Genomic DNA, 26,308 nt, shown 5'->3' on the forward strand with positions numbered 1-26,308 from the left:
CGACGACAAGGGAGGTGGCGCGATGCGGATGCTGGTCAACATCGACGTCCCCGAGATCGCCACGGCCGAGCGGTTCTATGGCGAAGCCTTCGGCCTGCGCCGCGGCCGCAGTTTCGGCCACGACGCATTGGAACTGCTCGGTGGCGACGTCCCGATCTACCTGCTCCACAAGGCGGCCGGCACGATCGGCGCCGGTGCCGCGGCGCGCGACTATCTGCGGCACTGGACGCCGGTGCATGTCGACGTGGTGGTCGACGACCTCGACGCTGCACTGATCCGCGCGGTGGCCGCCGGCGCGGTGCAGGAAGGCGCGGTGCGCGAAGCCGGTTGGGGACGCATCGTGCAACTGGCCGATCCGTGGGGTCACGGTTGGTGCCTGCTGCAATTCCTCGGCCGCGGTTACGACGAGATCGCTACGCAATGAAACGCACGAAGAGCACCCCTCCCCGACCCTCCCCTGTCAAAACAGGGGAGGGAGTGCGGCCGTTGGAAGTTGATGGGACGCATCAGCCGCCGCTGGGCATGCCGCCCGAGGTGTTCCTGCGCGATTACTGGCAAAAACGCCCCTTGCTCATCCGCAATGCGTTTCCCGGTTTCGTCTCGCCGATCGCACCGGAAGACCTCGCGGGCCTGGCGTGCGAAGAAGCGGCGTTGTCGCGGCTGATCGCGCACGACCGCGCCGGCGATTCGTGGATGGTGCGGCACGGGCCCTTCGACGAAGAATTGTTCCCGCAACTGGGCGATCACGATTGGACCTTGCTGGTGCAGGACGTCGACAAGTGGGACGCCGATGTCGCGGCCTTGCTGCCGGCCTTCGGCTTCCTGCCGCGCTGGCGTATCGACGACATCATGGTGTCCTTTGCGGCCACCGGCGGCTCGGTCGGCGCGCACGTCGACCAGTACGACGTGTTCCTGCTGCAGGCGCATGGCCATCGCCGCTGGCAGATCGATGCGGGCGACAAACCCGACATCGCGTTCCGCGACGATGTCGAACTGAAGTTGCTGCGCGATTTCAACCCGACGCACGACTGGATCCTCGCGCCCGGCGACATGCTCTACCTCCCGCCCGGCGTACCGCACCACGGCGTGGCCGAGGATCCGTGCCTGACCTTCTCCATCGGCATGCGCGCGCCGTCCACGGCCGAGTTGCTCGGCGATTTCGTCGACACGCTCGCCGCCGACGCCGACGAATCGCTGCGCTACGCCGATCCCGACCTCGCCGTCCCGTCGGATCCGAACGAAATCGACGCCGCCGCGATGGACCGCGCCGTCGCCGCGCTCAATGCCCTGCGCATGAACGACCCCGAGCGCCTGGGCGATTGGTTCGCGCGTTTCGCCACGCTCTACCGCGCCGCCGGCGAAGTGCAGCCGCCCGACGCCACGCCCTCGCGCATCGAACTGGAGTGGGACCTGGGCCAGGGCGCACGCCTGTCGCGCCATCCGTGGTCCCGCGCGGTGTGGCGCCGCGCCGGCAAGGGCGCGCATCTGTTCGTCAGCGGCCTGGCCTTCGCGATGCCCGTGAAGGACGCGAAGACATTGGCCGGCGCCGACGCGCTGGAAGGCCGGCAGTACACGTCCCTCTCGCAGGCCGGACGCGATGCGGTCTTTGCGTTGGTGGAAGCAGGGCACTACCGGATGCTGATCGACGAGGACGAGTGACCGCCATGGACAGCGAGCCCAGCCAACCCTTCCGTATCGAGGCCGTCGAGTACGAAGCGGCCCTCAACCAGCTGCGCGCGGTGCGCGAAATCGTGTTCGTCGAAGAGCAGCAGGTCCCGCTCGAGCTGGAATGGGATGAACTCGACCCGCACTGTGTGCACGTGCTCGCGCGCGCGCTCGACGGCACGCCCATCGGCACCGGCCGCCTGACGCCGGAGCACAAGATCGGCCGCATGGCGGTCCTGCGCGAATGGCGCGGCAAGGGCGTGGGCGATGCGATGCTGCTGGCGCTGATCGAGCAGGCCAGGCAGCGCGGGTGGCGCGAGATTTCCCTCCACGCGCAGACCCCGGCGATCCCCTTCTACCTCCGCCACGGCTTCCTGCCCTACGGCGAGCGCTTCTGGGAAGCGGGCATCGAGCATCAATCCATGCGCCGCATGCTCGGCGGCCCGGCGGCGGTGGAACATCGCGATGCGGCGATCGAGACCATCGTGGACATCGTGCGCGACGCCCGCCGCAGCCTGTGGCTCTACTCCCGCGACCTGGACCCGGGCCTGTTCGATGCGCCGCCGGTGATCGACGCGCTGCGCCGCTTCGGCACCGCCGGGCGCGGCAACGAGCTGCGGGTGCTGCTGCAGGATGCGGCCGCCCCGCAACGCGGGCACGCGCCGCTGCTCGCGCTGGCCCAGCGCCTGCCCAGCGTCTTCCTGTTCCGCGAAGTCGACGATCCGGTCGACAAGGCCTACCCCTCCGCCTACCTGGCCAACGACCTCGGCGGTTATTACTTCCGCGCCCTGGGCCACCGCTTCGACGGCGAGGCCGATCTCCATGCGCCGGGCCGCGCGCGGCAGTTGCGCGGGGCGTTCATGGCGGTGTGGGAACGCGCGCGACCGGTGAGCGAGTACCGCGCATTGGGCATCTGACGCGTCCCATCGTGTTCATTTGGGTGCAGGGCTCTGTTTCGCAGGGCTATAATTCCCGGCCTTTCGCGCCTCGTTCGCCTGATCGGACTTGAGCGCGCGCCCGCTTGCCCCCATCGAAGAGCTTCCCGACCGCATTGTGGACAGTCTCCTGAAGCAGTTTGCGCAGTCCTCCCAACTCGGCGCCAACGCCGCCTATCTCGAGGACCTGTACGAGCAGTACCTGGTCTCCCCCGAGTCGGTCGGGCCGAAATGGAAATCGTATTTCGACGGCCTCAAGGGCCGCGAAGCCGGTGACGTCCCCCACAGCGTGGTGATGGAACAGGTCGCCGAAGCCGGTCGTCGCGCCGCGCGCGGCCTGCTCGACGCACCCGCCGCCACCGGCGCGGGCGATGCCCGCGAGCGCTCGGTCGGCCGCCTGATCACCGCCTACCGCTCGCGCGGCCACCTGCAGGCCAACCTCGATCCCCTCGGCATGGCCGTGAAACCCGATGCGCCCGACCTGGCGCTGGGCTTCCACCACCTGTCCGAAGGCGACCTCGACGCCGAGTTCTCCACCGGCGGCCTGGCCGGCAAGCCGCGCATGAAGTTGCGCGACATCGTCGGCGTGCTCAAGTCCACCTACACCGGCCCGATCGGCGTGGAATACATGCACATCACCGACGTCGAACAACGTCGCTGGATGCAGGAACGCCTGGAAACCGCGGGCGGCAACTACGGCCGCACGCCCGAGCAGAAGGCCCGGATCCTGGAGCGCCTCACCGCCGCCGAAGGCCTGGAGCGTTATCTCCACACCAAGTACGTCGGCCAGAAGCGCTTCTCGCTGGAAGGCGGCGACAGCCTGATCCCGATGCTCGACGTGATCATCCGTCGCGGCGGCGGGGACGGCGTGCGCGAAGTCGTGATGGGCATGGCCCACCGCGGCCGCCTCAACGTGCTGGTCAACACGCTCGGCAAGCCGCCGCGCAAGCTGTTCGACGAATTCGAAGGCAAGTTCGAACACGACGACCGCGCGCACTCGGGCGACGTGAAGTACCACATGGGCTTCTCCGCCGACGTCGCCTCCTCCGGCGGCCCGGTGCACCTGGCCCTCGCGTTCAATCCCTCGCACCTGGAAATCGTGGATCCGGTGGTCGTCGGTTCGGTGCGTTCGCGCCAGATGCGCCGCAAGGACACCGAGCGCAAGTCCGTCCTGCCGATCCTGATGCACGGCGACGCCGCGTTCGCCGGCCAGGGCGTGGTGATGGAACTGTTCCAGATGTCGCAGGCCCGCGGCTTCAACGTCGGCGGCACGCTGCACATCGTCATCAACAACCAGGTCGGTTTCACCACCAGCGCCGCCGAAGACGCGCGCTCGACGTTGTACTGCACGGACGTGGCCAAGATGGTCGGCGCGCCGGTGCTGCACGTGAACGGCGACGACCCCGAAGCCGTCGCCTTCGTCGCCGAGCTTGCCTACGACTTCCGCCAGCGCTTCCTCAAGGATGTCGTGGTCGACCTGGTCTGCTATCGCCGCCACGGCCACAACGAAGCCGACGAACCGGCCGCCACGCAGCCGCTGATGTACCAGAAGATCCGCGCGATGAAGACTACGCGCGAGCTCTACGCCGCGCGCCTGGACGCCGCGGGCGACATCAAGGCCGATCAGTCGCAGGCGCTGGTCGACGCGTATCGCAACAAGCTTGATGCCGGCGAAGTCACCACCGAAGTGGTCGAGGTCACCAGCGACGAGTTCGCCGTCGATTGGTCGCGCTTCAAGGGCAAGCTGTCCGACCCGGTCGACACGAAGGTGGCGCGCAAGCAGATCGACAAGCTCGCCGCGCAGATCAACACGATCCCCGACACGGTCAAGCTGCATCCGCGCGTTGCGAAGATCTACGAAGACCGCCGCAAGATGGCGGCCGGCGAACTCCCGGGCGACTGGGGTTTCGCGGAAAACCTCGCCTACGCCACGCTGCTCACCGAAGGCAACAAGCTGCGCCTGGTCGGCCAGGACTGCGGCCGCGGCACGTTCTTCCACCGCCACGCGATCCTGCACGACCAGAACACCGACGCCTATTACCTGCCGCTGCGCGAACTGGTCGCGGACAAGAAGGACGTCGCGATCATCGACTCGCTGCTCAGCGAGGAAGCGGTGATGGCGTTCGAATACGGCTACGCCACCGCCGATCCCATGACGCTGGACATCTGGGAAGCGCAGTTCGGCGACTTCGCCAACGGCGCGCAGGTGGTCATTGACCAGTTCCTGTCCTCGGGCGAAGCCAAGTGGGGCCGCCTCTGCGGTCTTGCGCTGTTCCTGCCGCATGGCTACGAAGGCCAGGGGCCGGAGCACAGCTCCGCGCGCCTGGAACGCTTCCTGCAGTTGTGCGCGCTCGACAACATGGTCGTCTGCACGCCGACCACGCCGGCGCAGGCTTTCCACATGATCCGCCGCCAGCAGCGCATGGATACGCGCAAGCCGCTCGTGGTCATGACGCCCAAGTCGCTGCTGCGCCACAAGCTCGCGGTGTCCTCGCTGGACGAACTGGCGAACGGCAAGTTCCAGGAACTCATTCCCGCCAGCAACATCCCGTCCAAGGCCGCCGACCTGAAGAAGGTCAAGCGCGTCGTCGTGTGCGGCGGCAAGGTGTATTACGACCTGATCGAAGAAGCGCAGAAGCGCGCGATCACCGACGTGGCGATCGTGCGCGTCGAACAGTTGTATCCCTTCCCGCGCGCGCAACTGGCCGCCGAACTGCAACGCTTCCCGTCGGCCACCGAAGTGGTGTGGTGCCAGGAAGAGCCGCAGAACCAGGGTGCGTGGTACCAGATCCAGCACCACCTGCGTTTCTGCCTGCAGCCCAAGCAGACGCTCAATTACGCCGGCCGCCTGCGCTCGCCCTCGCCCGCGGCGGGCCATCTTGCCGAACACGTCGCCGAGCAGACCGCGCTCGTCGCCGATGCACTGGTCAATCCCGTGCATGGCGACGCGTGCCCGGAATGATCGCTCGCACCCCTCATCGAACCCAGGACGCCTGATATGGCCATCGAAGTCAAAGTTCCGGTCCTTCCCGAATCCGTTTCCGACGCGACCATCGCCAGCTGGCACAAGAAGGCCGGCGAGGCGGTCAAGCGCGACGAAAACCTGCTGGACCTGGAGACCGACAAGGTCGTGCTGGAAGTCCCCTCGCCCGTCGATGGCGTGCTGAAGGAAATCAAGTTCGAAGAAGGCGCGACGGTGACCTCGCAACAGGTCATCGCCGTGATCGAGGAAGGCGCCGCTGCCGCCGCCACGCCGGCGAAGGCCGAAGCACCGAAGGCCGAAGCCCCGAAGGCCGAAGCGCCGAAGGCTGCCGCCGCCCCCGCCGCGCCTGCGAAGGCCGCGCCGGCACCGGCCGCCGCCACCGGCGAACTCCCGCCGGGCGCGCGCTTCACCGCCGCCTCCGAAGGCATCGATCCGGCGCAGGTCGAAGGCACCGGCCGCCGCGGCGCGGTGACCAAGGAAGACCTTGTCAACTACGCGAAGGCCGGCGGCACCGTCGCCGCCTCCGCGCGCCCGGAACAGCGCGTGCCGATGACGCGCATGCGCGCGCGCATCGCCGAGCGCCTGATGCAGTCGAAGAACTCCATCGCCATGCTGACCTCCTTCAACGAGGTCAACCTCGCGAAGGTCATGCAGATGCGCAAGGACCTGGGCGAACAGTTCGAGAAGGCCAACGGCATCAAGCTCGGCTTCATGAGCTTCTTCGCCAAGGCCGCCGCCAACGCGCTCGCGCGCCACCCGGCCGTCAACGCGTCGGTCGACGGCAACGACGTGATCTACCACGGCTACGCCGACATCTCGATCGCGGTGTCGACCGAGAAGGGCCTGGTCACGCCGGTGCTGCGCAACGTCGAACGCATGGGCTTCGCCGAAATCGAAGCGGGCATCGCGGCGTACGCGAAGGCCGCGCGCGAAGGTGGCCTGAAGCTGGAAGACCTGCAGGGCGGCACGTTCACGATCACCAACGGCGGCACCTTCGGTTCGCTGATGTCCACGCCGATCGTCAACCCGCCGCAGAGCGCGATCCTCGGCATGCACGCCATCAAGGAACGCGCGATCGTCGAGAACGGCGCCGTCGTCGCCGCGCCGATGATGTACATCGCGCTGAGCTACGACCACCGCATCATCGACGGCAAGGACGCGGTGCTCTTCCTGGTCGACATCAAGAACCAGCTCGAAAATCCGCACCGCATGCTGTTGGGGATGTAATCGACATGGCAGAGAACTTCGACGTCATCGTGATCGGCGCAGGCCCGGCGGGCTACCACGCCGCCATCCGCGCCGCGCAGCTCGGCCTGAAGACCGCGTGCATCGACGCAGCGCTCGGCAAGGACGGCAAGCCCGCCCTCGGCGGCACCTGCCTGCGCGTGGGCTGCATCCCGTCCAAGGCGCTGCTGGACAGCTCGCGCCAGTACTGGAACCTCACCCACCTGTTCGGCGAACACGGCATCACCGCGTCCAATCCGGCGATCGACATCGGCACGATGATCGGTCGCAAGGACAAGATCGTGAAGCAGTTCACCGGCGGCATCGCGATGTTGTTCAAGGCGAACAAGGTCACGCCGTATTACGGTTTCGGCCAGCTGCAGCCGGGCAACGTCGTCACCGTCAAGCAGCACGATGGTTCGACCGTCGAGCTCAAGGGCACGAACGTCGTCATCGCCGCGGGTTCGGATTCGATCGAACTGCCCTTCGCGAAGTTCGACGGCAAGACGATCGTCGACAACGTCGGCGCGCTCGATTTCACCGAAGTGCCCAAGCGCCTGGGCGTGATCGGCGCCGGCGTGATCGGCCTGGAACTGGGCTCGGTGTGGAAGCGCCTGGGTTCGGAAGTCACCATCCTCGAAGCGCTGCCGGATTTCCTCGCCGCCGCCGATGCGGAAGTCGCCAAGACCGCCGCGCGCGAATTCAAGAAGCAGGGCCTGGACATCCGCCTCGGCGCGAAGGTGTCGAAGGCCGAAGTGAAGAAGAACGAAGTCGTCCTCACCTACACCGACGCCAAGGGCGAACAGACGATCACCGTCGACAAGCTGCTGGTGTCGGTCGGCCGTCGCGCCGCGACCAAGGGCCTGCTCGCCGAAGGCACGGGCGTGAAGCTCGATGCGCGCGGCATGATCGAAGTCGACGAGCACTGCCACACCGGCGTGGACGGCGTGTGGGCCGTCGGCGATTGCGTGCGCGGCCCGATGCTCGCGCACAAGGGCTTCGAGGAAGGCATCGCGGTGGCCGAGTTGATCGCGGGCCTGCCGGGCCACGTCAACCTCGACACGATTCCGTGGGTCATCTACACCGAGCCGGAAATCGCCTGGGTCGGCAAGACCGAAGAGCAGCTCAAGGCCGATGGCACGCCGTACAAGTCGGGCAGCTTCCCGTTCGCGGCGCTGGGCCGCGCGGTGGCGATGGCCGAACCGGCGGGCTTCGTGAAAATCCTCGCGCACGCGGAAACCGACCGCATCCTCGGCATGCACCTGGTCGGCGTGAATGTCTCCGAGCTCGTGCACGAAGGCGTGCTCGCGATGGAGTTCAGCGGTTCGGCCGACGACCTCGCCCGCATCTGCCACGCGCATCCGACGCTGTCGGAAGCGGTGCACGACGCGGCGATGGCAGTTCACAAGCGCGCGATTCATAAAGCGAACTAAGTCGTACAAGGAGGCGTTGCGATGGTCGATACAAACCCCATCCGCAACGTCTCCGATACCGCGCTCTGGGTCGCGACCTACCGCGCGATGGAAACCGAGCGCGCCGATGCGCTCTTCCATGATCCCTACGCGCGCCGCCTCGGCGGCGCACGTGGGCAGGCGATCGTCGAAGCCCTGCCCGATGGATCGCAGACGAGCTGGCCGCTGGTCGTTCGCACCAGCGTGATGGACGACATCGTGTTGCGCCTGGTGCGCAGCGGTGCGAAGACGGTCCTGAATCTCGCCGCCGGCCTCGACGCACGCCCCTATCGCCTCGACCTCCCTTCCGACCTGCGCTGGCTGCATGTCGACATGCCGGAGATGGTCGATTACTTCCGCACCGGCATGGCCGGCGAAACGCCGAAGTGCCGGCTCGAATTCATCCCCGCCGATCTGCGCGATGCGAACACGCGTCGCGAAGTCTTCGCCAAGGCCGCCGAAGAAGGCCCGGTGTTCGCGATCACCGAAGGCTTGTTGATCTATCTGGAAGCCAGCGACGTCGCCGCACTCGCGCACGACCTGCACGACGTCGCGCGTGCGCGCTGGTGGTTGATGGACCTCGCTTCACCGCGCCTGCTGAAGATCCTCGAAAAGCGCTGGTCGCCGACGTTGAAGAGCGGCAACGCACCCTTCCGTTTCGGCCCGGCCGAGGGCACCGCGTTCTTCAGGGACGCCGGCTGGCGCGAAAGCGAATGGCATTCCACCTGGACCGACGCGATGCGCCTGAATCGCAAGCCCAAGGGCGCGGCCTTCTGGAATTTCCTGCTGAACATCTCGCCGCAGAAGCAGCGCGAAGCGCAACTGCGCATGTCCGGCATCGCGCTGCTGGAGTCGGATTGATGCGCGCGGTGTGCGTGTACTGCGGGTCGAACAACGGCGCGCGCCCCGCATATGCAGACAAAGCCACGGCGCTGGGCACGCGCCTGGCACGCGAAGGCCTGGCGGTGGTTTACGGCGGCGGTAACGTCGGCCTGATGGGCGTCGTCGCCGACGCCGCGCTCGCCGCCGGCGGCGAAGTGATCGGCGTGATCCCCGAACAACTCGTCGGCTGGGAAGTCGCGCATCGCGGCCTGACGCGCCTGGACGTCGTCGCCAACATGCACGAGCGCAAGGCGCGCATGTTCGACCTCAGCGATGCCTTCGTCGCCCTGCCCGGCGGCTTCGGCACGCTGGATGAGATGTTCGAGATGCTCACCTGGCGGCAGCTCGGCCTCGGCGACAAACCTTGCGCATTCCTCGACGTCGAAGGCTTCTACGAACCGCTCGCCGCGATGATGGACCGCATGGTCGCCGAGCGCTTCCTGCATGCAGACCAACGCCGCGACCTGTGGCACGGCGACGACCTCGACGCACTGATCGCATGGATGCGCGCCTACGAACCGGCGCATGCTTCGAAACACATGGACGACAAACGCCGAAAGGATCTTCGCTGATGACCGCCGTGCCCTCGAAGTTCAACGCCTTCCGCATCCACGACGACGCCGCGGGCTATCGCGGCGGGATCGAACAGATCGCGCTCGACGCCCTCGCGCCCGGCGAAGTCGTGATTCGCACCGCGTTCTCGTCGGTCAATTACAAGGACGCACTCGCGGGGACGGGCAAGGGGAAGATCCTGCGCAAGTTCCCGCTCGTGGGCGGGATCGATGTCGCGGGGCACGTGGTCGCGTCCACCGACTCGCGCTTCAAGGAAGGCGACGCGGTGCTCGCCACCGGCAGCGGCCTGAGCGAAACGCGCGACGGCGGTTACTCCGAATACGTGCGCCTGCCCGCGCAGTGGACGATCGCGCTGCCCGAGGGCCTGTCGCTGCGCGAGAGCATGATCCTGGGTACCGCGGGTTTCACCGCCGCGCTCGCGTTGCTGCGCATGGAAGACAACCGGCAAACGCCGGCGCTCGGGCCGCTCGCGGTCACGGGTGCGACGGGCGGCGTCGGCTCGTTGGCGATCGCGATCTTTTCGCGCGCCGGTTACGACGTCCACGCGATCAGCGGCAAACCCGACGCGGCGTCGTACCTGCGCGACCTGGGGGCGAGCGAAGTCCTAGGCCGCGATGCGCTCGCCACGACGCGACCGATGGAAACCGCGCGTTTCGGCGGCGGCCTGGACAATGTCGGCGGCGCGATGCTCACCAGCCTGCTCGCGCAGACCGCGCCCTACGGGAACGTCGCGAGCGCGGGCCTGGCCGCGTCGCCCGCGCTGGAGGCAACCGTGATGCCCTTCATCATTCGCGGCGTGTCCCTGTTGGGCGTGGCCTCGGCGGGCACGGCGCGCGATCTCCGCGAGGAGGTCTGGCGTCGCCTGTCTTCCGGCTGGAAGCCGGCGGACCTGGGGCGCATCTGCACGCGGGAGGTCGAACTGGGTGAGCTGTCCGTGGTGTTCGATACGATGCTGGCGGGCGCCTCTCTCGGGCGCACCCTGGTGCGCCTGTAATCGAAATCAACGTCGTGCGGCTTGCCTGACGGGTCGGCCCCGTTAGAATGCGCCGAGAATCTCCGGGGACCCCCATGGCTCGCATCCTGATCGTCGACGACTCGCCTTCCCAGTTGATGGGCATTCGCCGCATCGTCGAAAAGCTCGGCCACGAGGCGTTGACGGCCGAGGACGGCGCCGCGGGGGTGGAGGCGGCCAAGCGTGAGTTGCCGGATCTGATCCTGATGGACGTGGTGATGCCGAACCTCAACGGGTTCCAGGCCACGCGTTCGATCACGCGCGAGGCGACGACCAAGCACATTCCGATCGTGTTGGTGACGACGAAGGATCAGGACACCGATCGTGTGTGGGGCATGCGGCAGGGGGCGAAGGCTTACATCACCAAGCCTTTCAGCGAATCGGAGCTCGCCGAGATGATCCAGCAGATGCTGGGTGGCGAGATGCCGGCGGCGCCTGCATCTGAAGAATGAAGTCACCTCTCCTCCAGGGGAGGTCAAAAAGAAGCCCGCCGAATGGCGGGTTTCTTTTTGGGTGGGGTAAAGGTGGCGACGCTGGTTTGGCGTCGTGCTTTTGGATGCGCTGCCACCAGATGGGCGCATCGGCACGCCGTGCTGGATGTCCTTTTGACTGCGCTGAAAAGCAAACGCTCCGCAAAAGGACATCCAGCACGACGCACCGCTGCGCTCGCGGCTGGTGGTTTCGCGACAGCACCTGGGGAATGTGTCCGTCGTCGTTGATCGATGCGCGCCGACTGCCACACTCCAGACGGACGGAACGTCGCCCACCTCGGCGCTCGCGTCTTCACGCATGGTCGCCTCTGGCAGGCGACGTTCCTCGCAGCGATTTGATCGAAGAGCGGCGCCGTCGAAATTCTGCGGCTTGCGCGAACGCCTCAGTCCACTAGCGCTGCCGCTCTTATCCGATCGCCGCGAAGGCGCCGATGCCCGAGAGAGGACATCACGCTTGCGAGGACCAGCACCCACGCAATTCGTGATGTCCTCGACGGGCAAGGCGCCGGCCCATCTGGTGTGCTGGCTGTACACGCGCAGGCCTAAATTCGCGACGCCCCATTCCCCACAGTGCTGTAGCGCAACCTGACGCCTGATGCGCGGTGGTCGTCGCGTTGGAGGGCCTCATTGCGGAGCGTGAGCTCTTGCGGAGCAATGAGGCCCTCCAATGCGGCGGCGCGCCGCGCCAATCTGGTGGAGCCGACCCCACCAACCCGACGACAACTCAGCGCACCCCGCTCCACCTTCTCACCCCTTGAGACAACACCCGCCTAAAACATCGACCGTCGCAAGGAGACGCATTCGATGTCGGCACTGACGCTGTTCGAACACCCCGCACCGCCCGCACCGCGCATTCGCGACGGCGGCGTACTCGCCACCAAACTCGCCGGCAAACACGCCGCACTGATCACCGGACACTTCCTGATCCCCGCCCGCGAAGGCCGCTACGCCGACCTCCCCGACACCCTCCCCGAACCCCTGGCCAACGCCCTGCGCACCCGCGGCGTCACCAACCTCTACGCACACCAACGCGACGCATGGGACGCCGCACAACGCGGAGAACACCTCGTCATCGCAACCCCGACCGCTTCGGGCAAATCCCTCTGCTACACCCTGCCCGTCGTCGCCGCCGCGATGACCAGACAAGCCAAGGCGCTCTACCTCTTCCCGACCAAAGCCCTCGCACAGGACCAGGTCGCCGAACTCATCGAACTCAACCGCGCCGGCAACCTCGGCTTGCGCACCGCCACCTTCGACGGCGACACGCCTGGCGACCAGCGCCAGGCCATTCGCCTCAACGGCGACATCGTGGTCAGCAACCCCGACATGCTCCACCAGGGCATCCTGCCGCACCACACCAAGTGGGCGCAGTTCTTCGAAGGCCTGCAGTTCGTCGTCATCGATGAAATCCACAGCTACCGAGGTGTCTTCGGCTCGCACCTGGCCAATGTGTTGCGTCGGCTGCGCCGCGTTTGCGCGTTCTATGGCGCCAACCCGCAATTCATCCTGTGCTCGGCGACGATCGGCAATCCGAAGGACCACGCCGAAACGCTGATCGAAAGCGACGTCACCGCAATCACCGATTCCGGCGCGCCCAGCGGCGACAAGCACGTGCTGCTCTGGAACCCGCCCGTGGTCAATCCCGATCTGGGCCTGCGCGCTTCCGCCCGCTCGCAGAGCAACAAGATCGCGCGCACCGCGATCCGCGCCGGGCTCAAGACGCTCGTGTTCGCGCAATCGCGCACGATGGTCGAGGTGCTCACCAAGTATCTGAAAGACGTTTTCGATCACGATCCCCGCAAGCCCGCGCGCATCCGCGCCTATCGCGGCGGTTATCTGCCCACCGAACGCCGCGAAGCCGAACGCGCCATGCGCGAAGGCCGCATCGATGGCATCGTGTCCACTTCCGCGCTGGAACTGGGCGTCGACATCGGCAGCCTCGATGTCGTCGTCCTCAACGGTTACCCCGGGTCGGTCGCTGCGACGTGGCAGCGCTTCGGTCGCGCCGGTCGCCGGCAGCAAGCCTCGGTCGGCGTGCTCGTGGCGAGTTCCGATCCGCTCGACCAATACGTCGTGCGCCATCCGGAATTCTTCTCGGCCTCCACGCCGGAACATGCACGCATCGCGCCTGACCAACCGGTGATCCTGCTCGACCACATTCGCTGCGCCGCGTTCGAACTGCCTTTCCTGGAAGGCGAACGCTTCGGGCCGATCGATCCGGCGGTTTACCTGGAACTGCTCGCGGCCGATGGCGTCGTGCACGCCGAAGGCGGCCGCTGGGAATGGATCGCCGACAGTTATCCGGCCAACGCAGTGAGCCTGCGTTCGGTGGCCGACGGCAACTTCGTCGTCGTCGATCGCACCGACGGGCGCCAGGTGATCATCGCGGAAGTCGATTATTCCTCCGCGCCGTTGATGTTGTACGAAGGCGCGATCCACATGGTGCAGTCCACGCCCTACCAGGTCGAACGCCTCGACTGGGAAGGCCGCAAGGCCTACGTCACGCGCACGCACGTGGATTACTACACCGACGCCATCGACTACACCAAGCTCAAGGTGCTCGAGCGTTTCGACGGCTGCATCGCGGGCGCGGGCACGAGCCATCACGGTGAAGTGCACGTCGTGCGTCGCGTCGCCGGCTACAAGAAGATCCGCTACTACACGCACGAGAACATCGGCTACGGGCCGGTCACCTTGCCCGACCAGGAGATGCACACCAGTGCGCTGTGGTGGCAGTTGCCGCAGGAAACCCTCGATGCGCGTTTCGCCTCGCGGCAGGATGCGCTCGACGGGTTCCTGGGGGCGGCGTACGCATTGCATGTCGTCGCGAAGGTCGCGGTCATGGCCGATGCGGCCGATTTGCAGAAGGCCGTCGGCAGCGGCGACGGCGCGTGGTTCGCCACCGCCGATGGCCGGGGGCGCGGGCAGTTGCGCAGCACCGATGGCAGCGTCGCCGATCCGAACGTCCACGATCGCTTCGTGCCGACGGTCTATCTCTACGACAACTACCCCGGCGGCGTGGGCCAGAGCGAACCCCTGTGGCGTCGCCAGCACGAGCTCGTCGTCCTCGCGCGTGAACTGATTGAACGCTGCGATTGCAAGGCCGGCTGCCCCGCGTGTGTCGGGCCCGTCCTCGAAATGCAGGAAGCCACCGTCGATTCGCCACGCGCGCTCGCGCTGCGCGTGCTCGGCGCGCTGGAGGCGGCATGAGCCTCACGCTCGAAAAGCTGCAACGACTCAAGCGCCAAGCCGGTGGCGATATCGCAGCTCGCGAACCGGCACTAACGGACGCATCCCGACCGCAAGCCACTCCCCGCACGGGGAGCGGTTCGGGTGGCGTTCTCGACGCCAACGCTTCCATCGAACAATTGCGGCGATTGCTGCGCGTGCGCGCGCCGACCCCGATCGGCCCCGCGCCTTCCGTCGACCGCACCCTGCCCGGCATCGAAATCGCCCCCGGCCTGCACCTGCGCGAAGAACACGTCCCCGACGATGCGCTCCCCGATGCGTTCTGCGGCGCCTTCGACCGGAAGGACGCGCTCGACCCCGCGCGCATGCTGTTCTTCGACACCGAAACCACCGGCCTGGCCGGCGGCACGGGCACGCGTGCCTTCATGATCGGCGCGGCCGACTGGTGCGACGGCGCGCTGCGCATCCGCCAGCTCACGATGCGCACGATGGCGGCGGAGACCGCGATGCTCGATGCGTTCCGCGCGTGGGTCGCGCCCGACACGGTGCTCGTCAGCTACAACGGCAAGTGCTACGACGCGCCCCTGCTCGCCACGCGTTATCGCCTCGCGCGCCAATGCAATCCCCTCGCCGGGTTAGCCCACGTCGACCTGCTCTATCCCACGCGTCGTCGGTATCGCGGCGTCTACGAAAACTGCCGCCTGGCCACGATCGAACGCCAGGTGCTCCGCATCGTGCGTGAAGACGACCTGCCCGGTTCCGAAGCACCGGCCGCATGGTTGTCGTTCCTGCGCGGCGGAAGCGCGCAAACGCTGCGCCGCGTGCTTGCGCACAACCACCAGGATGTCGTGTCGCTCTCGCGATTGCTGCGTCATCTGAGCCTGGCCGGCGCGCAAACCTGAGGGTCGTCCCCATTCACCGAAAACCGCGACGGACGGTCGTCCTTCGTGCGCCGATCGTGCCGTTCGACTGGCTGCGACTCCCGTCGCGATCACTCCGTAGGGGCACGACCATGGCACTCGATCCGCATCGCACGCGAAAGCGCGTCGCAGTCTTCCTGTTATCCGCCGTCCTCGCACCGTCGGCCTTCGCCGCGGCGATCAAGGGCGCCATCTTCACGACGGACACCGACGGTAACGTCAACGTCAACCAGTACGACGCCAAGGAAGACGTCTACCTCAACGGTGGGCCGACCAATGCCAATTGCGATGCCGCGGCGATTCCCGACGGCACCTATGTCTTCCAGGTCACCAACCCGTCCGGCACGGTGCTGCTGAGTAGCGACACCATCGACCACCGTGAGTTCACCGTGGTGGGCGGGGTGGCCCAGTCCGCGATCGACCACGCCGTCGATACGGTCGACCCGCCTTGCTCGGGCGTCCGCGTGCAACTGGCACCCTTCGACAACACGCCGAACAACGGTGGCGTCTACAAGGTCTGGATCACGCGCAAGTCGGACTACGAGGCCAACGGGAACTCGTTCAAGCCCAGCGACACCAAGACCGACAACTTCCACGTCAAGCTGCCGGCCGAACAACCCGAGACGGCCGACATCAGCATCTACAAGTTCTACGACGCCAACGGCAACGGCGACTGGGATGCGGATGAAGTGCCGCTGTTCGGGTGGTTGATGACCCTCGGCGACAGCAACGGCGGCTCCGGCGCAGCGCTGACGCAATCGCCCGACGGCATCGTGAGCGTGACCGGCCTGGACCCGACGCTGACCTACTCGGTCACCGAAGGCCTGGGCGGCGGCACGTGGCATCAGTCCGCCTCCATCGTCAACGGAACAGGGACGGCCACGCCGACCAATCCGGTCACGGGCCTGACCCTCACCGTGGGCCAGACCACCATCGTGGAGTTCGGCAACTACTGCGACTGCAAGAGCGGCGGCAAGCCGAAGTCCTGGTGGATCACCGCGGCCGGGCAGACGAAGGTCAACGATGGCGCGACGATGAACCCCGAGTTCAACGCGCTCAACCAGTTGAACCTGCGTTCGTCCAGCGGCAGCAACTGGAACCTGACGACCAACCTGGCCACGCCGACGCAAGCGCAGAACTGGACGACGTTCGTCAATTGGGTCAACAACGCGAGCACGACCAACATGGCCTATGCGTTGTCCCGCCAGTTGGCGATCCTGCGGCTCAACCTCGACGCCGGCTACGTCGGCGGGGCGAACTTCTACAAGCCCGCGAACGAGTCGATCACGGCGCTGTTGAACGAAGCCAATGCCGCCCTGCTTGCCGACGGCAACACGCCCGTGGGCGATCCCAACCGCGCAGCGCAGGAGCAGCTGCTCGCCTGGATCACGGAGATCAACAGCGGCACGGTCACGGTGATCAAGCCCACGCCCTGCCCGTTCAAGTTCTCCCTGCCTCCGCCGACCTGATTCGAGGCAGGTACACAGCGTGACCCCGCGGCCCCGGATCCAACCCGGGGCCGCGGCTTTATGCACGGATCGTTTCCGGGCATCCTGCGTGCACTCCCGCAGGGGCTTGCCATGACCGGACACGACGCGCGCGACGACGGCGGCTCCACGCTGCCCCGCCACACCACGCCCACGTGGGAAGTCGAACTGCTGATCTCCGGCGTCGCGGTGTTCGCGATGCTGCAACTGCCCGAACTGCTCGATGGCTACATCCTCGACTGGGCGCCGCGCCTGGTCGACCGCTGGGCCAAGCTGCTGTTCGTCATCTACGTCTACGCCAAGAGCGCGGCGCTGATCCTGGCCGTCACCTTCGTGATCCACCTGTTGTTGCGTGCGCGCTGGATCGCGCTGGTCGGCATGTGGTCGATCTATCCCAAAGGCGTGGACTGGAACAACTTCCGCCTCGGGCCCAACGCGCGCGAGTTCGAAAGCAAGCGCCTGGGCCGCATGGAGGATGCGATCGATCGCGCGGACAACAAGGCGACGATGGTGTTCGCGATGGGCGTCGTGTTGGCCTCCATCCTGTGCGTGATCACCCTGATCGTCGGCTCGGTGGTCTCGGTCTCGTGGCTGCTGGAATCGCGCATGGGCGTGCATGCCGATACGCGCTGGATCATGTGGACGGCGGCGTTCGCGATGGTCCCCTACGGGCTCGCGGTCGCCGTCGACCGGCGCTTCGGCGAGCGCATGCAACCCGGCCGATTCGGCACGCGCGTCCTGCGCGGCGTGCTCGGCTTCTATTCCCGGATCGGCGTGGGCATGGCGAACAACCCGGCGCTCGCGTTGCTGGCGAGCCATCGGGGCCGGCGCAAGACGATCCTGCTGATCGCCACGATCTTCATGATCGCGACGATCGCCGCGTCGACGAGCTACTTCATCGCGCGTAATCCCGATGCCTACGGCAGCTACGATTCCTTCCCCGACGAAGACGAACTGCCGACGCGCTCGGTGGACGCCTCGCACTACGACGATCGCCGCGACGCGCTGCGCAGCCCGATCACGCCCTTCATCCAGTCGATGGTGGTGATCGGCCCTTACGTGCAGTTGATCGTGCCCTGGGTGCCCGATCGCGACGGCCCGGCATTGGATGCGCGCTGCGGCACGCTGCCCGAAGATGCGCAAATCAAGTGCTACGCCGAGCACGTGCGTCCGGTGACGCTCGACGGCAAGCTCATCGCACCGGTGTTCGACATCGGCGAAGACGCGCGCACCAATCGCCCTGCGATGGTCGCCATGATCGATGTGCGCCATCTGCCGCAGGGCCGCCATGTTCTGGGCATCACGCTGCCGCAACACGGCCGTCACGACCCCGCGCCGGACGCCGACTTCATCCCGTTCTGGCGGTGAGCGAAGACCCCGTCCCGCGCAAGATCCTGCACGTCGACATGGACGCGTTCTATGCGTCGGTCGAGCAGCGCGACGATCCGTCCCTGCGCGGCCGCCCGGTGGTCGTCGCGTGGCGGGGCGCGCGCTCGGTGGTGTGCGCGGCCAGTTACGAGGCGCGCAAGTTCGGCGTGCGTTCTGCGATGCCGGCGATGCGCGCCGAACGCCTGTGCCCGCAGGCCGTGTTCGTGCCGCCGGATTTCGTGCGCTACAAGGCCGTGTCGAAGCAGGTGCGCGACATCTTCGGCCGCCACACCGACCTGATCGAACCCTTGTCGCTCGACGAGGCCTACCTGGACGTCACCCACACCTTCACCGGCTTGCCGAGCGCGACCGCAACCGCGCAGGCGATCCGCGCGCAGATCCGCGAGGAGACCGAACTCACGGCGTCGGCGGGCGTCGCATCGAACAAGTTCCTCGCGAAGATCGCATCGGACTGGAACAAGCCCGACGGGCTGTTCGTGATCCGGCCGCACCAGGTCGACGCCTTCCTCGCGCCCCTGCCCGTCGGACGGCTGCCGGGCGTGGGCAAGGTGATGGAAGCCAAACTCGCCGAACTCGGTGTGTCGACCGTGATGGACTTGCGCGTCCTCGGCCCCGCGGCGCTCGAACAACGCTTCGGCCGATGGGGCCGGCGCCTGCACGAACTGGCGCACGGTATCGACGACCACCCGGTGCAATCCGAACGCCCGACGATGCAGATCAGCGCGGAAGACACGTTCGAACGCGACCTGCGCCTGCCGGAGATGGAAGACCACATTCGTCGCCTCGCCGAAAAAGCCTGGCGCGGTTACGAACGCGAGCGCGCACAGCCGCACGGCCGCATCGCGCGCACCGTCGTGCTCAAGTTGAAGACCGACGACTTCCGCACCCTCACGCGCAGCCTGACGCCTCCCGAGCCGCCGGGGTCGCTGGAAGCGGTCGCCGACATCGCGTGCGCGCTGCGTGAGCGCGTGGACCTGCCTTCACGCACGCGTTATCGGCTCGTCGGCGTGGGCTTGTCGGGCTTCATCGACGCCGACCGGCTGGCCACCGTGCAGACCGATCTGTTCGGCTGACCCGACCGTCACGGGCGCGGCCGCCACAATCAGGACCTTCCTTCAACCCGATCCCTCGTGCCGGCCGTCACCGTCCTCACCCTCAATTGCCACATGGGCTTCGATTTGTTCGGGCGCCGCTTCGTGCTGCCCGAATTGCGCGAAGCGGTGCGCACGGTGGGCGCCGACCTGGTGTTCCTGCAGGAAGTCCTCGGCGAGCACGAATTGCACAAGCGCCGGCAGGCGAAGTGGCCGGACACGCCGCAATACGAATTCCTCGCCGATTCGATCTGGTCGCATTCGGCGTACGGGCGCAACGCGGTCTATCCGCATGGCCATCACGGCAATGCGCTGTTGTCGAAGTACGCGATCCGCGCGTTCCGCAATTGCGACGTCTCGATCAGCGGACACGAAGAACGCGGTCTGCTGCATTGCCAGTTGCATGTCGACGACGGCCCGTTCTCCCTGCATGCGATCTGCGTGCACCTGGGCCTGCGCGAAGCGCACCGGCAGAAGCAACTGCGGCTGCTCTGCGAGATCGTGCACGACGCGATCCCGCGCGCGGCGCCGCTGATCGTCGCCGGCGACTTCAACGATTGGCGCGGCCGCGGCCATCCGGTCCTCGACAGTTGCGGGCTCACCGAAGTCTTCCTCGCCTCGCAGGGCAAGCATGCGCGGACATTCCCCGCGCGCTGGCCCCTGTTGCCGGTCGATCGTCTCTATGTGCGCAACGCGCGCGCGACCGAGGTCAAAGTCCTCGGCGGAAAACCCTGGACGCACTTGTCCGACCACGTGCCATTGATGGCCCGGGTGGCCTGGTGAGCCTGGGGTGGCGAAGGCCGCGCGCGCCGGGGCCCTGGCGTCCCGGCAATCGCGTGCAACTGCTGGAGAACGGCGAAGGGTTTTTCCCGCGCGCCTTCGCGGCGATCGCCGCCGCGCAACGCGAGGTCATCGTCGAGACTTTCATCCTGTTCGAGGATCGCATCGGCCACGACCTGCAACGCGCGCTGATCCAGGCAGCGAACCGCGGCGTGCGCGTGGAGATCACCGTCGATGGTTACGGTTCGCCCGATTTCTCGCCGACCTTCCTTTCCGAACTGGTGGCTGCCGGCGTGCACGTGCATATGTTCGATCCGCATCCGGGCTGGCTCGGCGTGCGCGTCAACGTGTTCCGCCGCCTGCATCGCAAGCTGCTGATCGTCGATGGCACGCGCGCGTTCATCGGCGGCATCAACTATTCGGTCGACCATCTGGCGGAAACCGATCCCGAAGGGAAGCAGGATTACGCTGTGGAGATCGAAGGTCCGGTCGTCGGCGACATCCTGAGCTTCGCGAAGGCCGCGCTCGCGGGAGACGGCACGGGCGAGCGTTGGGTGCATCCGGCGATCGACCCGGCGCAAGCGCACGCAGGCGACGCGCAAGTGCGGTTCGAACTGCGCGACAACCATCGACGCCGCACCTCGATCGAACGCGAATACCGGCGCGCGATCCGCGAAGCCAGGCACGAGATCCTGATCGCCAACGCGTATTTCTTCCCCGGCTGGGGCTTCCTGCGCGAATTGCGCCGCGCCGCCCGCCGCGGCGTGCACGTCACCCTGCTCGTCGCCGCCGAATCCGACACGCCCATCGCCCACCCCGCCACGCGCACGCTCTACCGCCATCTGCTGCGCGCGCACGTGGACATCGTCGAGTATTGCGAGCGGCCTTTCCACGGCAAGGTCGCGATCATCGACGGGACGTGGGCGACCATCGGTTCGAGCAACCTCGATCCGCTGAGCCTGGCCTTGAATCTGGAAGCGAACGTCTTCGTGCGCGACGCAGCCTTCGCTGCGCAACTGCGCGCAAGCCTGGACGCATTGCGGCAACGGCAATGCCACACGGTCGACGCCACGTCCCTCGGCAAACGCAACTGGTGGACCGGGCTCTCGCGGCCGCTGTTGTTCCATGTGCTGCGCCGGTTTCCGCGGTGGGCGGGCCTGTTGCCCGCGCACACGCCGCAACTGGTGCACGTCACCGCGCCGGTGGACGCACCGTGACGCGACGCAGGCGCTGGTTCGCGCGCGCCAAACGTGTGCTCTTCGTCGCCTTCCTGTGCGGCGTGGCCTGGTTGTTGTGGCATGCGGCCCAATCGATCGACTGGCGCGCGGTCGGCGTGGTGCTGCGCAATCTCGATGCGCGCGCACTCGCCACCGCGCTCGCGCTCACCGCCACCAGCTTCCTGCTCTACACCGGCTACGACCTGGCGGCGCGCCGCTACGCGGGGCACGAGGTACCGACCGGGCGCGTCATGTTGATCTCCTTCATCGCCTATACCTTCGCGTTGAACATCGGCGCGGCAGTGGGCGGCGCAGGATTCCGGTTGCGCATGTATGCGCGGGAGGGCGTGCCGCTCGGACGGATCACGCGCGTGATCGCGTTCTGCATCGCCACCAACTGGATCGGCTACTTCGTACTCGCAGGCGCGTTGTTCGCCAGCGGTGCGATCGTGCCGCCGGCCGATTTCCGCGTGCATGCATTCGGATTGGGCACCGGTGCCGGCCTGCGTGCGGTGGGCGTGGCGATGCTCGGCATCGCCGTGGGCTACGTCGTGGCGTGCATCACCACGCACGGACGCATCTTCCACGTACGCGGCCATCACTTCCGGTTTCCCACACCGCGCCTGGCGCTGTTGCAGATCGCGATGGCGACCACGAACTGGGCGCTGATGGGGCTCACCGTCGCCTGCTTCCTCCCCCATGTGGGGGATGCGCAGGTCATCGCGGTATTGCTGCTTGCGTCGGTCGCCACGGCGATCGCGCACATTCCCGCAGGGATCGGCGTCGCCGAAGCGGTCTTCATCGCCGTGCTTGGGGATCGCGTGCCTCCGGCGCAGTTGATCGGCGCGCTGATCGCGTATCGCGCGTGCTATTTCCTCGCACCGTTGATGGTCGCCACCCTCGCCTACGCCGGCCTGGAACTGATCAGGCGGCCGACATCCACATCTCCCTCCGTTGCGAAGCAGTAGGGTCTTCGTAACGAAGGAAGCCGCGATTCACCGTCGAACCCGATGGACGCCCATGGACCAGATGCCGAGCGACCCGCCGGGGAAGGCAACTGGCTGCGGCGCGTGCACGCCTTCGATTGGGCAGCGACCCCGCTCGGGCCGCTGACCAACTGGCCGCACGCGCTGCGCACGGCGCTGCAGTTGCACGAAACCGAGATCGACCACCTGCGCCGCCTGCAGAAACTGAGCACGCGCCTGGTGCGCGATGACGAAGACGAAGATCAATTGCTCGAAGACGTCCTCGGCGCGGCGGTGCTCGTCGCCGGCGCGCAGAGTGGCGAGCTGCGGATGGTGCGCGAAGACGGCGGGCTGGATCTGATCGCCAGCCATGGCTTCGAGGACAGCTTCCCCGACTTCCATCACGCGAGCGAAGCCAGGGCACTTGCCGAAGAGTGCGCACACACCGCGCGCCGGCTGATGGTGGACGACGTGGTGCTCTCGTCCTTCTTCGACCCGGACACCCGCAGCGCCCTGGCCGCGAGCGGCATCCGCGCGATCCAGGCCGCGCCTTTGCTGGCGCGCGACGGGCGCGTCCTCGGCGTGCTGACCACGCACCACCGCGAGGGCGTGCCCGGCGAACGCGACTTGCTGCTGCTCGACCTGCTCTCGCGCCAGGCCGCCGACTGGATCGAACGCGCGCACGCCGCCGACAAGCTCGAAGACAGCGAGCGACGTCTTCGCACGATCCTGCACCAGACCGTCGCCGGCATCCTCGTCGCCGACAGCGACGGACGCATGACCTACGTCAATCGGTGCTGGTGCCGGATGCTCGGGTATCGCGAAGAGGAGTTGATCGGTAAGCACCTGGTGGAGATCACCGACCCCGAATCGTTCGACCGCACGCACGAGGCGCTGCGGCGTCTGGAAGGCGGCATGCCGAGCCTCACGATCGAGAAATGCTATCGCCGCAAGGATGGCACGCCCTTGTGGGGCAGCTCGAGCGTGAGTGCGATGCGCGGACCGGATGGCCGATACGAAGGCCTGGTCGCCGTCGTCATCGACATCGGCGAACACAAGCACCTCGAACAATCCTTGCGCGACCAGGCCGATCGCCTCGAACTGGCGCTGCAAACCGGCCGCCTGGGCACCTGGCACCTGGACCTGCTCACTCTGGAAACGCAGGCATCGGACCAGTGCAAGGCCAACTTCGGCCTGCAGCCGCACGAAACCCTCAATTTCCACCGCGCCTTCGAGGAGCTGATCCATCCCGAGGACCGCGATGCGATGCGCGCGGCGCTGACGCAAACCATCACCGCGCACGCCGACTACGACGCCGACTTCCGCGTGGTGTGGCCCGACGGCAGCGTGCACTGGATCGTTTCGCGCGGGCGCGCGGTCTACAACACCGAGGGACGCGCGGTGGCGATGACGGGCGTGAACTTCGACGACACCGAACGCCGCGCCGCGATGGACCGACTGCGCGAAAACGAAGCGCAGTTGCGGCGCACGGTCGAGGACGCGCCGCTCGCGCTGTGCCTGCACGCGGAGGACGGCGAGATCCTCAACCTCAGCCGCCACTGGACCGAGCTGACCGGCTACACGAAGAACGATCCGGCGGTCCTGCAGGAATGGTTGCGTCGCGCCTACGGCATCCGCGATGGCGAATTCCGCGAAGCGATCGAACGCATCTTCGGCGCCGACCATGCGATGGTGCAGACCGACATCGAAATCCTCACGCGCAACGGCCAGCCGCGCACGTGGAGCCTCAATGCCTCCTCGCCCGGCCTGCTGAAAGATGGACGCCGCTACGTGGTCGCGATGGCGCTGGACATCACCGAACGCAAGCGCGCCGAAGCCCTGATGCGCCGATCCGCGGCGCGCGCCGCGTTCCGCGTGTCGTTGAGCGATCTGTTGCGGCCGTTGTCGGATCCGGCGCAGATCCAGTGCACGGCGGCGACCGCGCTGTGCGAACACCTCGGCGCGGACCGCGCCCTGTTCGCCGAAATGTCGGACGACGGTCAGATCGCGCAGGTCCACACCGATCATTTCCTCGAAGGCGTGCCGACGAATGGAAACGGCCATGCGCTCGCCGCCTTCGGCGAGGAGACGGGCCAACGCCTGCGCGCCGGCCGCACGGTGGTGCTCGATGATGCACATGCCTCCAGCACGCTCGGACAGCCGCAGCGCGATGCCTACGAACACATGCAAGTGCGCGCGCACGTCAGCGTTCCGCTGGTGAAGCGTTCCCGCCTGTCCGCTTTGTTGAGCGTGCACCAGGCCACGCCGCGGCTGTGGGCCGGCGACGAGATCGCGCTGATCGAAGAAACCGCCGAGCGCACCTGGGCCGCGATCGCGCGCGCCCGCGCCGAGGCCGCGGTGCGCGAAAGCGAGGCGCGGCTGAATGCCGAACTCGCCGATGCCACGTTGCTGCAGAGCATCAGCGCCGAACTCGTGCACGAGGAAAGCGAAGACGCGCTGTACGAAAGCATCGTCTCCGCGGCGATGGCGATCATGCGTTCGCAATTCGCCGTGCTGCAGCGGCTGCATCCGGAACGCGGCAACGGCGGCGCGCTGGAATTGCTGGCCTCGCGCGGCTTCACCCCGCAGTCGACGACCGAGTGGACGTGGATCGACGCCGGCCCCGCCTCGCAGAGCTGCAGCGCGCAGGCGATGCGCGCCGGACAACGCATGGTCCTGGAGGATGTGGCGCACAAGGCGTCGATGGAAGGCTCGGCCGACCTGGACCGCTATCGCCGCACGGGCATCGCCGCGGTGCAGAGCACGCCCCTGTTCGCGCGCGACGGGCAGATCGTCGGCATGATTTCCACGCACTGGACGCGCCCGCACATGCCGGCCGAGCGCGACCTGCGCCTGCTCGACATCCTCGCGCGCCAGGCCGCCGACCTGATCGAACGCCGCCAGGCCCTGGAAGACCTGCGCGCGAACGACCGCCGCAAGGACGAATTCCTCGCCACGCTCGCGCACGAACTGCGCAACCCGCTCGCGCCCCTGCGCAATTGCCTGCACATCCTGCGCGCGACCGAAGGCGAAGACGCGCAACTGCACAAACTGCACGGGATGATGGAGCGGCAGGTCTCGCACATGATCCGCCTGGTCGACGACCTGATGGAGGTCTCGCGCATCACGCGTGGCGAGATCGAATTGCGCAAGCAACGCGTGACCATGCGCGATGTCCTGGAAGGCGCCATCGAAACCAGCCGGCCGCTGCTCGAACAGGCGAACCATCATTTCCACGTCGAAGCCACCGCCGAGGCGCTGCCGCTCGAAGCCGATCCGATGCGGCTGGCGCAGGTGTTCACCAATTTGCTCAACAACGCGGCGAAGTACACGCCGGCCGGCGGCAACATCACGCTGCACGCGGCGCGCGATGGCGACATGGTGGAGGTGCGTGTTCGCGACGATGGCATCGGGCTGGCGGCGGAGATGCTGACGCAGGTGTTCGACATGTTCACGCAGAGCGAGCATGGCCGCGCGCATTCGCAGGGTGGGCTCGGGATCGGGCTGACCCTGGTGAAGAGCCTGGTCGAGCAACATGGCGGCACGGTGGAGGCGCGCAGCGCGGGGCTCGGGCAAGGGAGCGAGTTCGTCGTGCGTTTGCCTCTGGCGCCGGGTTCGCGGATCGAGGAAACGGGCGAGTGGCCGGTGGTGCGGCAGCGGCATGCGATGTCGATCCTGGTGGCCGACGACAATCACGAGAGTGCCGATTCGATGGCCTTGTTCCTGCAGATGCGGGGGCACGATGTGCGGACGGTCTACGACGGTCGCGCGGCGTTGGATGCGATCGCGGAGCGGCGGCCGGATGTGGTGTTGCTGGATCTGGGGATGCCGACGTTGGATGGGTATGAGACGTGTCAGCAGATTCGGGCGATGCCGGATGGGGACAAGATCGCGGTGATGGCGACGACTGGGTGGGGGTCGGATGCGGATCGGTTGCGGTCGGCGGCTTGTGGGTTCGATGCGCATCTGGTGAAGCCGGTGGATCCTGGGTTGTTGTTGGCTCGGTTGGATGCGTTGCACTGACCGCTTGCTCGAAACCACTTGGCGCGTCGCC

Annotated in this window: 19 protein-coding genes; all 19 read left to right on the forward strand. The window is 67.1% G+C overall.

Annotation, left to right across the window (positions count from 1 at the left end):
- The first annotated feature begins 22 nt into the window (after nt 1–22).
- Nucleotides 23–424 carry a VOC family protein gene (locus tag AB4059_RS02805; protein ID WP_498961967.1) on the forward strand — a complete coding sequence of 134 codons (402 nt, stop codon included), beginning with the start codon at nt 23–25 and terminating at the stop codon, nt 422–424.
- Nucleotides 425–522: 98 nt separating this feature from the next.
- Nucleotides 523–1,659 carry a JmjC domain-containing protein gene (locus AB4059_RS02810; protein ID WP_498976407.1) on the forward strand — a complete coding sequence of 379 codons (1,137 nt, stop codon included), beginning with the start codon at nt 523–525 and terminating at the stop codon, nt 1,657–1,659.
- 5 nt (nt 1,660–1,664) lie between these two features.
- Entirely contained in the window at nt 1,665–2,582 is a 918-nt protein-coding gene (locus AB4059_RS02815) for a GNAT family N-acetyltransferase (protein WP_498976409.1), read from the forward strand.
- Between the two features lie 136 nt (nt 2,583–2,718).
- Nucleotides 2,719–5,562 carry a 2-oxoglutarate dehydrogenase E1 component gene (locus tag AB4059_RS02820; RefSeq protein ID WP_498976411.1) on the forward strand — a complete coding sequence of 948 codons (2,844 nt, stop codon included), beginning with the start codon at nt 2,719–2,721 and terminating at the stop codon, nt 5,560–5,562.
- Nucleotides 5,563–5,598: 36 nt separating this feature from the next.
- Nucleotides 5,599–6,810 (forward strand): dihydrolipoyllysine-residue succinyltransferase, encoded by a 1,212-nt coding sequence (gene sucB, locus AB4059_RS02825; protein ID WP_498976413.1) that lies wholly within the window; start codon nt 5,599–5,601, stop codon nt 6,808–6,810.
- Nucleotides 6,811–6,815: 5 nt separating this feature from the next.
- Nucleotides 6,816–8,240 (forward strand): dihydrolipoyl dehydrogenase, encoded by a 1,425-nt coding sequence (gene lpdA, locus AB4059_RS02830; protein WP_498976415.1) that lies wholly within the window; start codon nt 6,816–6,818, stop codon nt 8,238–8,240.
- Between the two features lie 21 nt (nt 8,241–8,261).
- Nucleotides 8,262–9,119 (forward strand): class I SAM-dependent methyltransferase, encoded by an 858-nt coding sequence (locus AB4059_RS02835; RefSeq protein ID WP_498976417.1) that lies wholly within the window; start codon nt 8,262–8,264, stop codon nt 9,117–9,119.
- Nucleotides 9,119–9,712, forward strand: coding sequence for an LOG family protein (locus tag AB4059_RS02840; RefSeq protein WP_498976419.1), 594 nt, complete (start codon nt 9,119–9,121; stop codon nt 9,710–9,712). Before AB4059_RS02835 ends, AB4059_RS02840 begins: the two co-directional genes overlap by 1 nt.
- Entirely contained in the window at nt 9,712–10,707 is a 996-nt protein-coding gene (locus AB4059_RS02845; protein WP_498976421.1) for a YhdH/YhfP family quinone oxidoreductase, read from the forward strand. Before AB4059_RS02840 ends, AB4059_RS02845 begins: the two co-directional genes overlap by 1 nt.
- A gap of 74 nt (nt 10,708–10,781) precedes the next feature.
- Nucleotides 10,782–11,177, forward strand: coding sequence for a twitching motility response regulator PilH (gene pilH, locus AB4059_RS02850; protein ID WP_498961953.1), 396 nt, complete (start codon nt 10,782–10,784; stop codon nt 11,175–11,177).
- 843 nt (nt 11,178–12,020) lie between these two features.
- The gene (locus AB4059_RS02855; protein ID WP_498976423.1) at nt 12,021–14,426 is read left to right on the forward strand and encodes a DEAD/DEAH box helicase; all 2,406 of its coding nucleotides are present in this window, start codon (nt 12,021–12,023) and stop codon (nt 14,424–14,426) included.
- A complete protein-coding gene (locus AB4059_RS02860; protein ID WP_498976425.1) occupies nt 14,423–15,307 on the forward strand; it encodes a ribonuclease H-like domain-containing protein in 885 nt (294 codons plus the stop codon). Before AB4059_RS02855 ends, AB4059_RS02860 begins: the two co-directional genes overlap by 4 nt.
- A 110-nt stretch (nt 15,308–15,417) precedes the next feature.
- Complete coding sequence (locus AB4059_RS02865; RefSeq protein WP_498976427.1) at nt 15,418–16,794, forward strand: hypothetical protein; 1,377 nt, start codon at nt 15,418–15,420, stop codon at nt 16,792–16,794.
- Nucleotides 16,795–16,905: 111 nt separating this feature from the next.
- Complete coding sequence (locus AB4059_RS02870; RefSeq protein WP_498976429.1) at nt 16,906–18,180, forward strand: hypothetical protein; 1,275 nt, start codon at nt 16,906–16,908, stop codon at nt 18,178–18,180.
- On the forward strand, nt 18,177–19,274 hold the full coding sequence (dinB, locus tag AB4059_RS02875; protein ID WP_498976431.1) for a DNA polymerase IV: 1,098 nt from the start codon (nt 18,177–18,179) through the stop codon (nt 19,272–19,274). The genes AB4059_RS02870 and dinB overlap by 4 nt, the downstream gene beginning before the upstream one ends.
- Before the next feature lie 57 nt (nt 19,275–19,331).
- On the forward strand, nt 19,332–20,075 hold the full coding sequence (locus tag AB4059_RS02880; protein WP_498976433.1) for an endonuclease/exonuclease/phosphatase family protein: 744 nt from the start codon (nt 19,332–19,334) through the stop codon (nt 20,073–20,075).
- A gap of 53 nt (nt 20,076–20,128) precedes the next feature.
- A complete protein-coding gene (clsB, locus tag AB4059_RS02885; protein WP_498976435.1) occupies nt 20,129–21,289 on the forward strand; it encodes a cardiolipin synthase ClsB in 1,161 nt (386 codons plus the stop codon).
- A complete protein-coding gene (locus tag AB4059_RS02890) occupies nt 21,286–22,257 on the forward strand; it encodes a lysylphosphatidylglycerol synthase transmembrane domain-containing protein (protein WP_498976437.1) in 972 nt (323 codons plus the stop codon). The genes clsB and AB4059_RS02890 overlap by 4 nt, the downstream gene beginning before the upstream one ends.
- Nucleotides 22,258–22,359: 102 nt before the next feature.
- Entirely contained in the window at nt 22,360–26,277 is a 3,918-nt protein-coding gene (locus AB4059_RS02895; RefSeq protein WP_498976439.1) for a PAS domain S-box protein, read from the forward strand.
- Nucleotides 26,278–26,308 lie beyond the last annotated feature (31 nt).

Origin of the sequence: Lysobacter sp. 2RAF19 (assembly GCF_052115395.1) — a bacterium.
Lineage (GTDB): Bacteria > Pseudomonadota > Gammaproteobacteria > Xanthomonadales > Xanthomonadaceae > Noviluteimonas.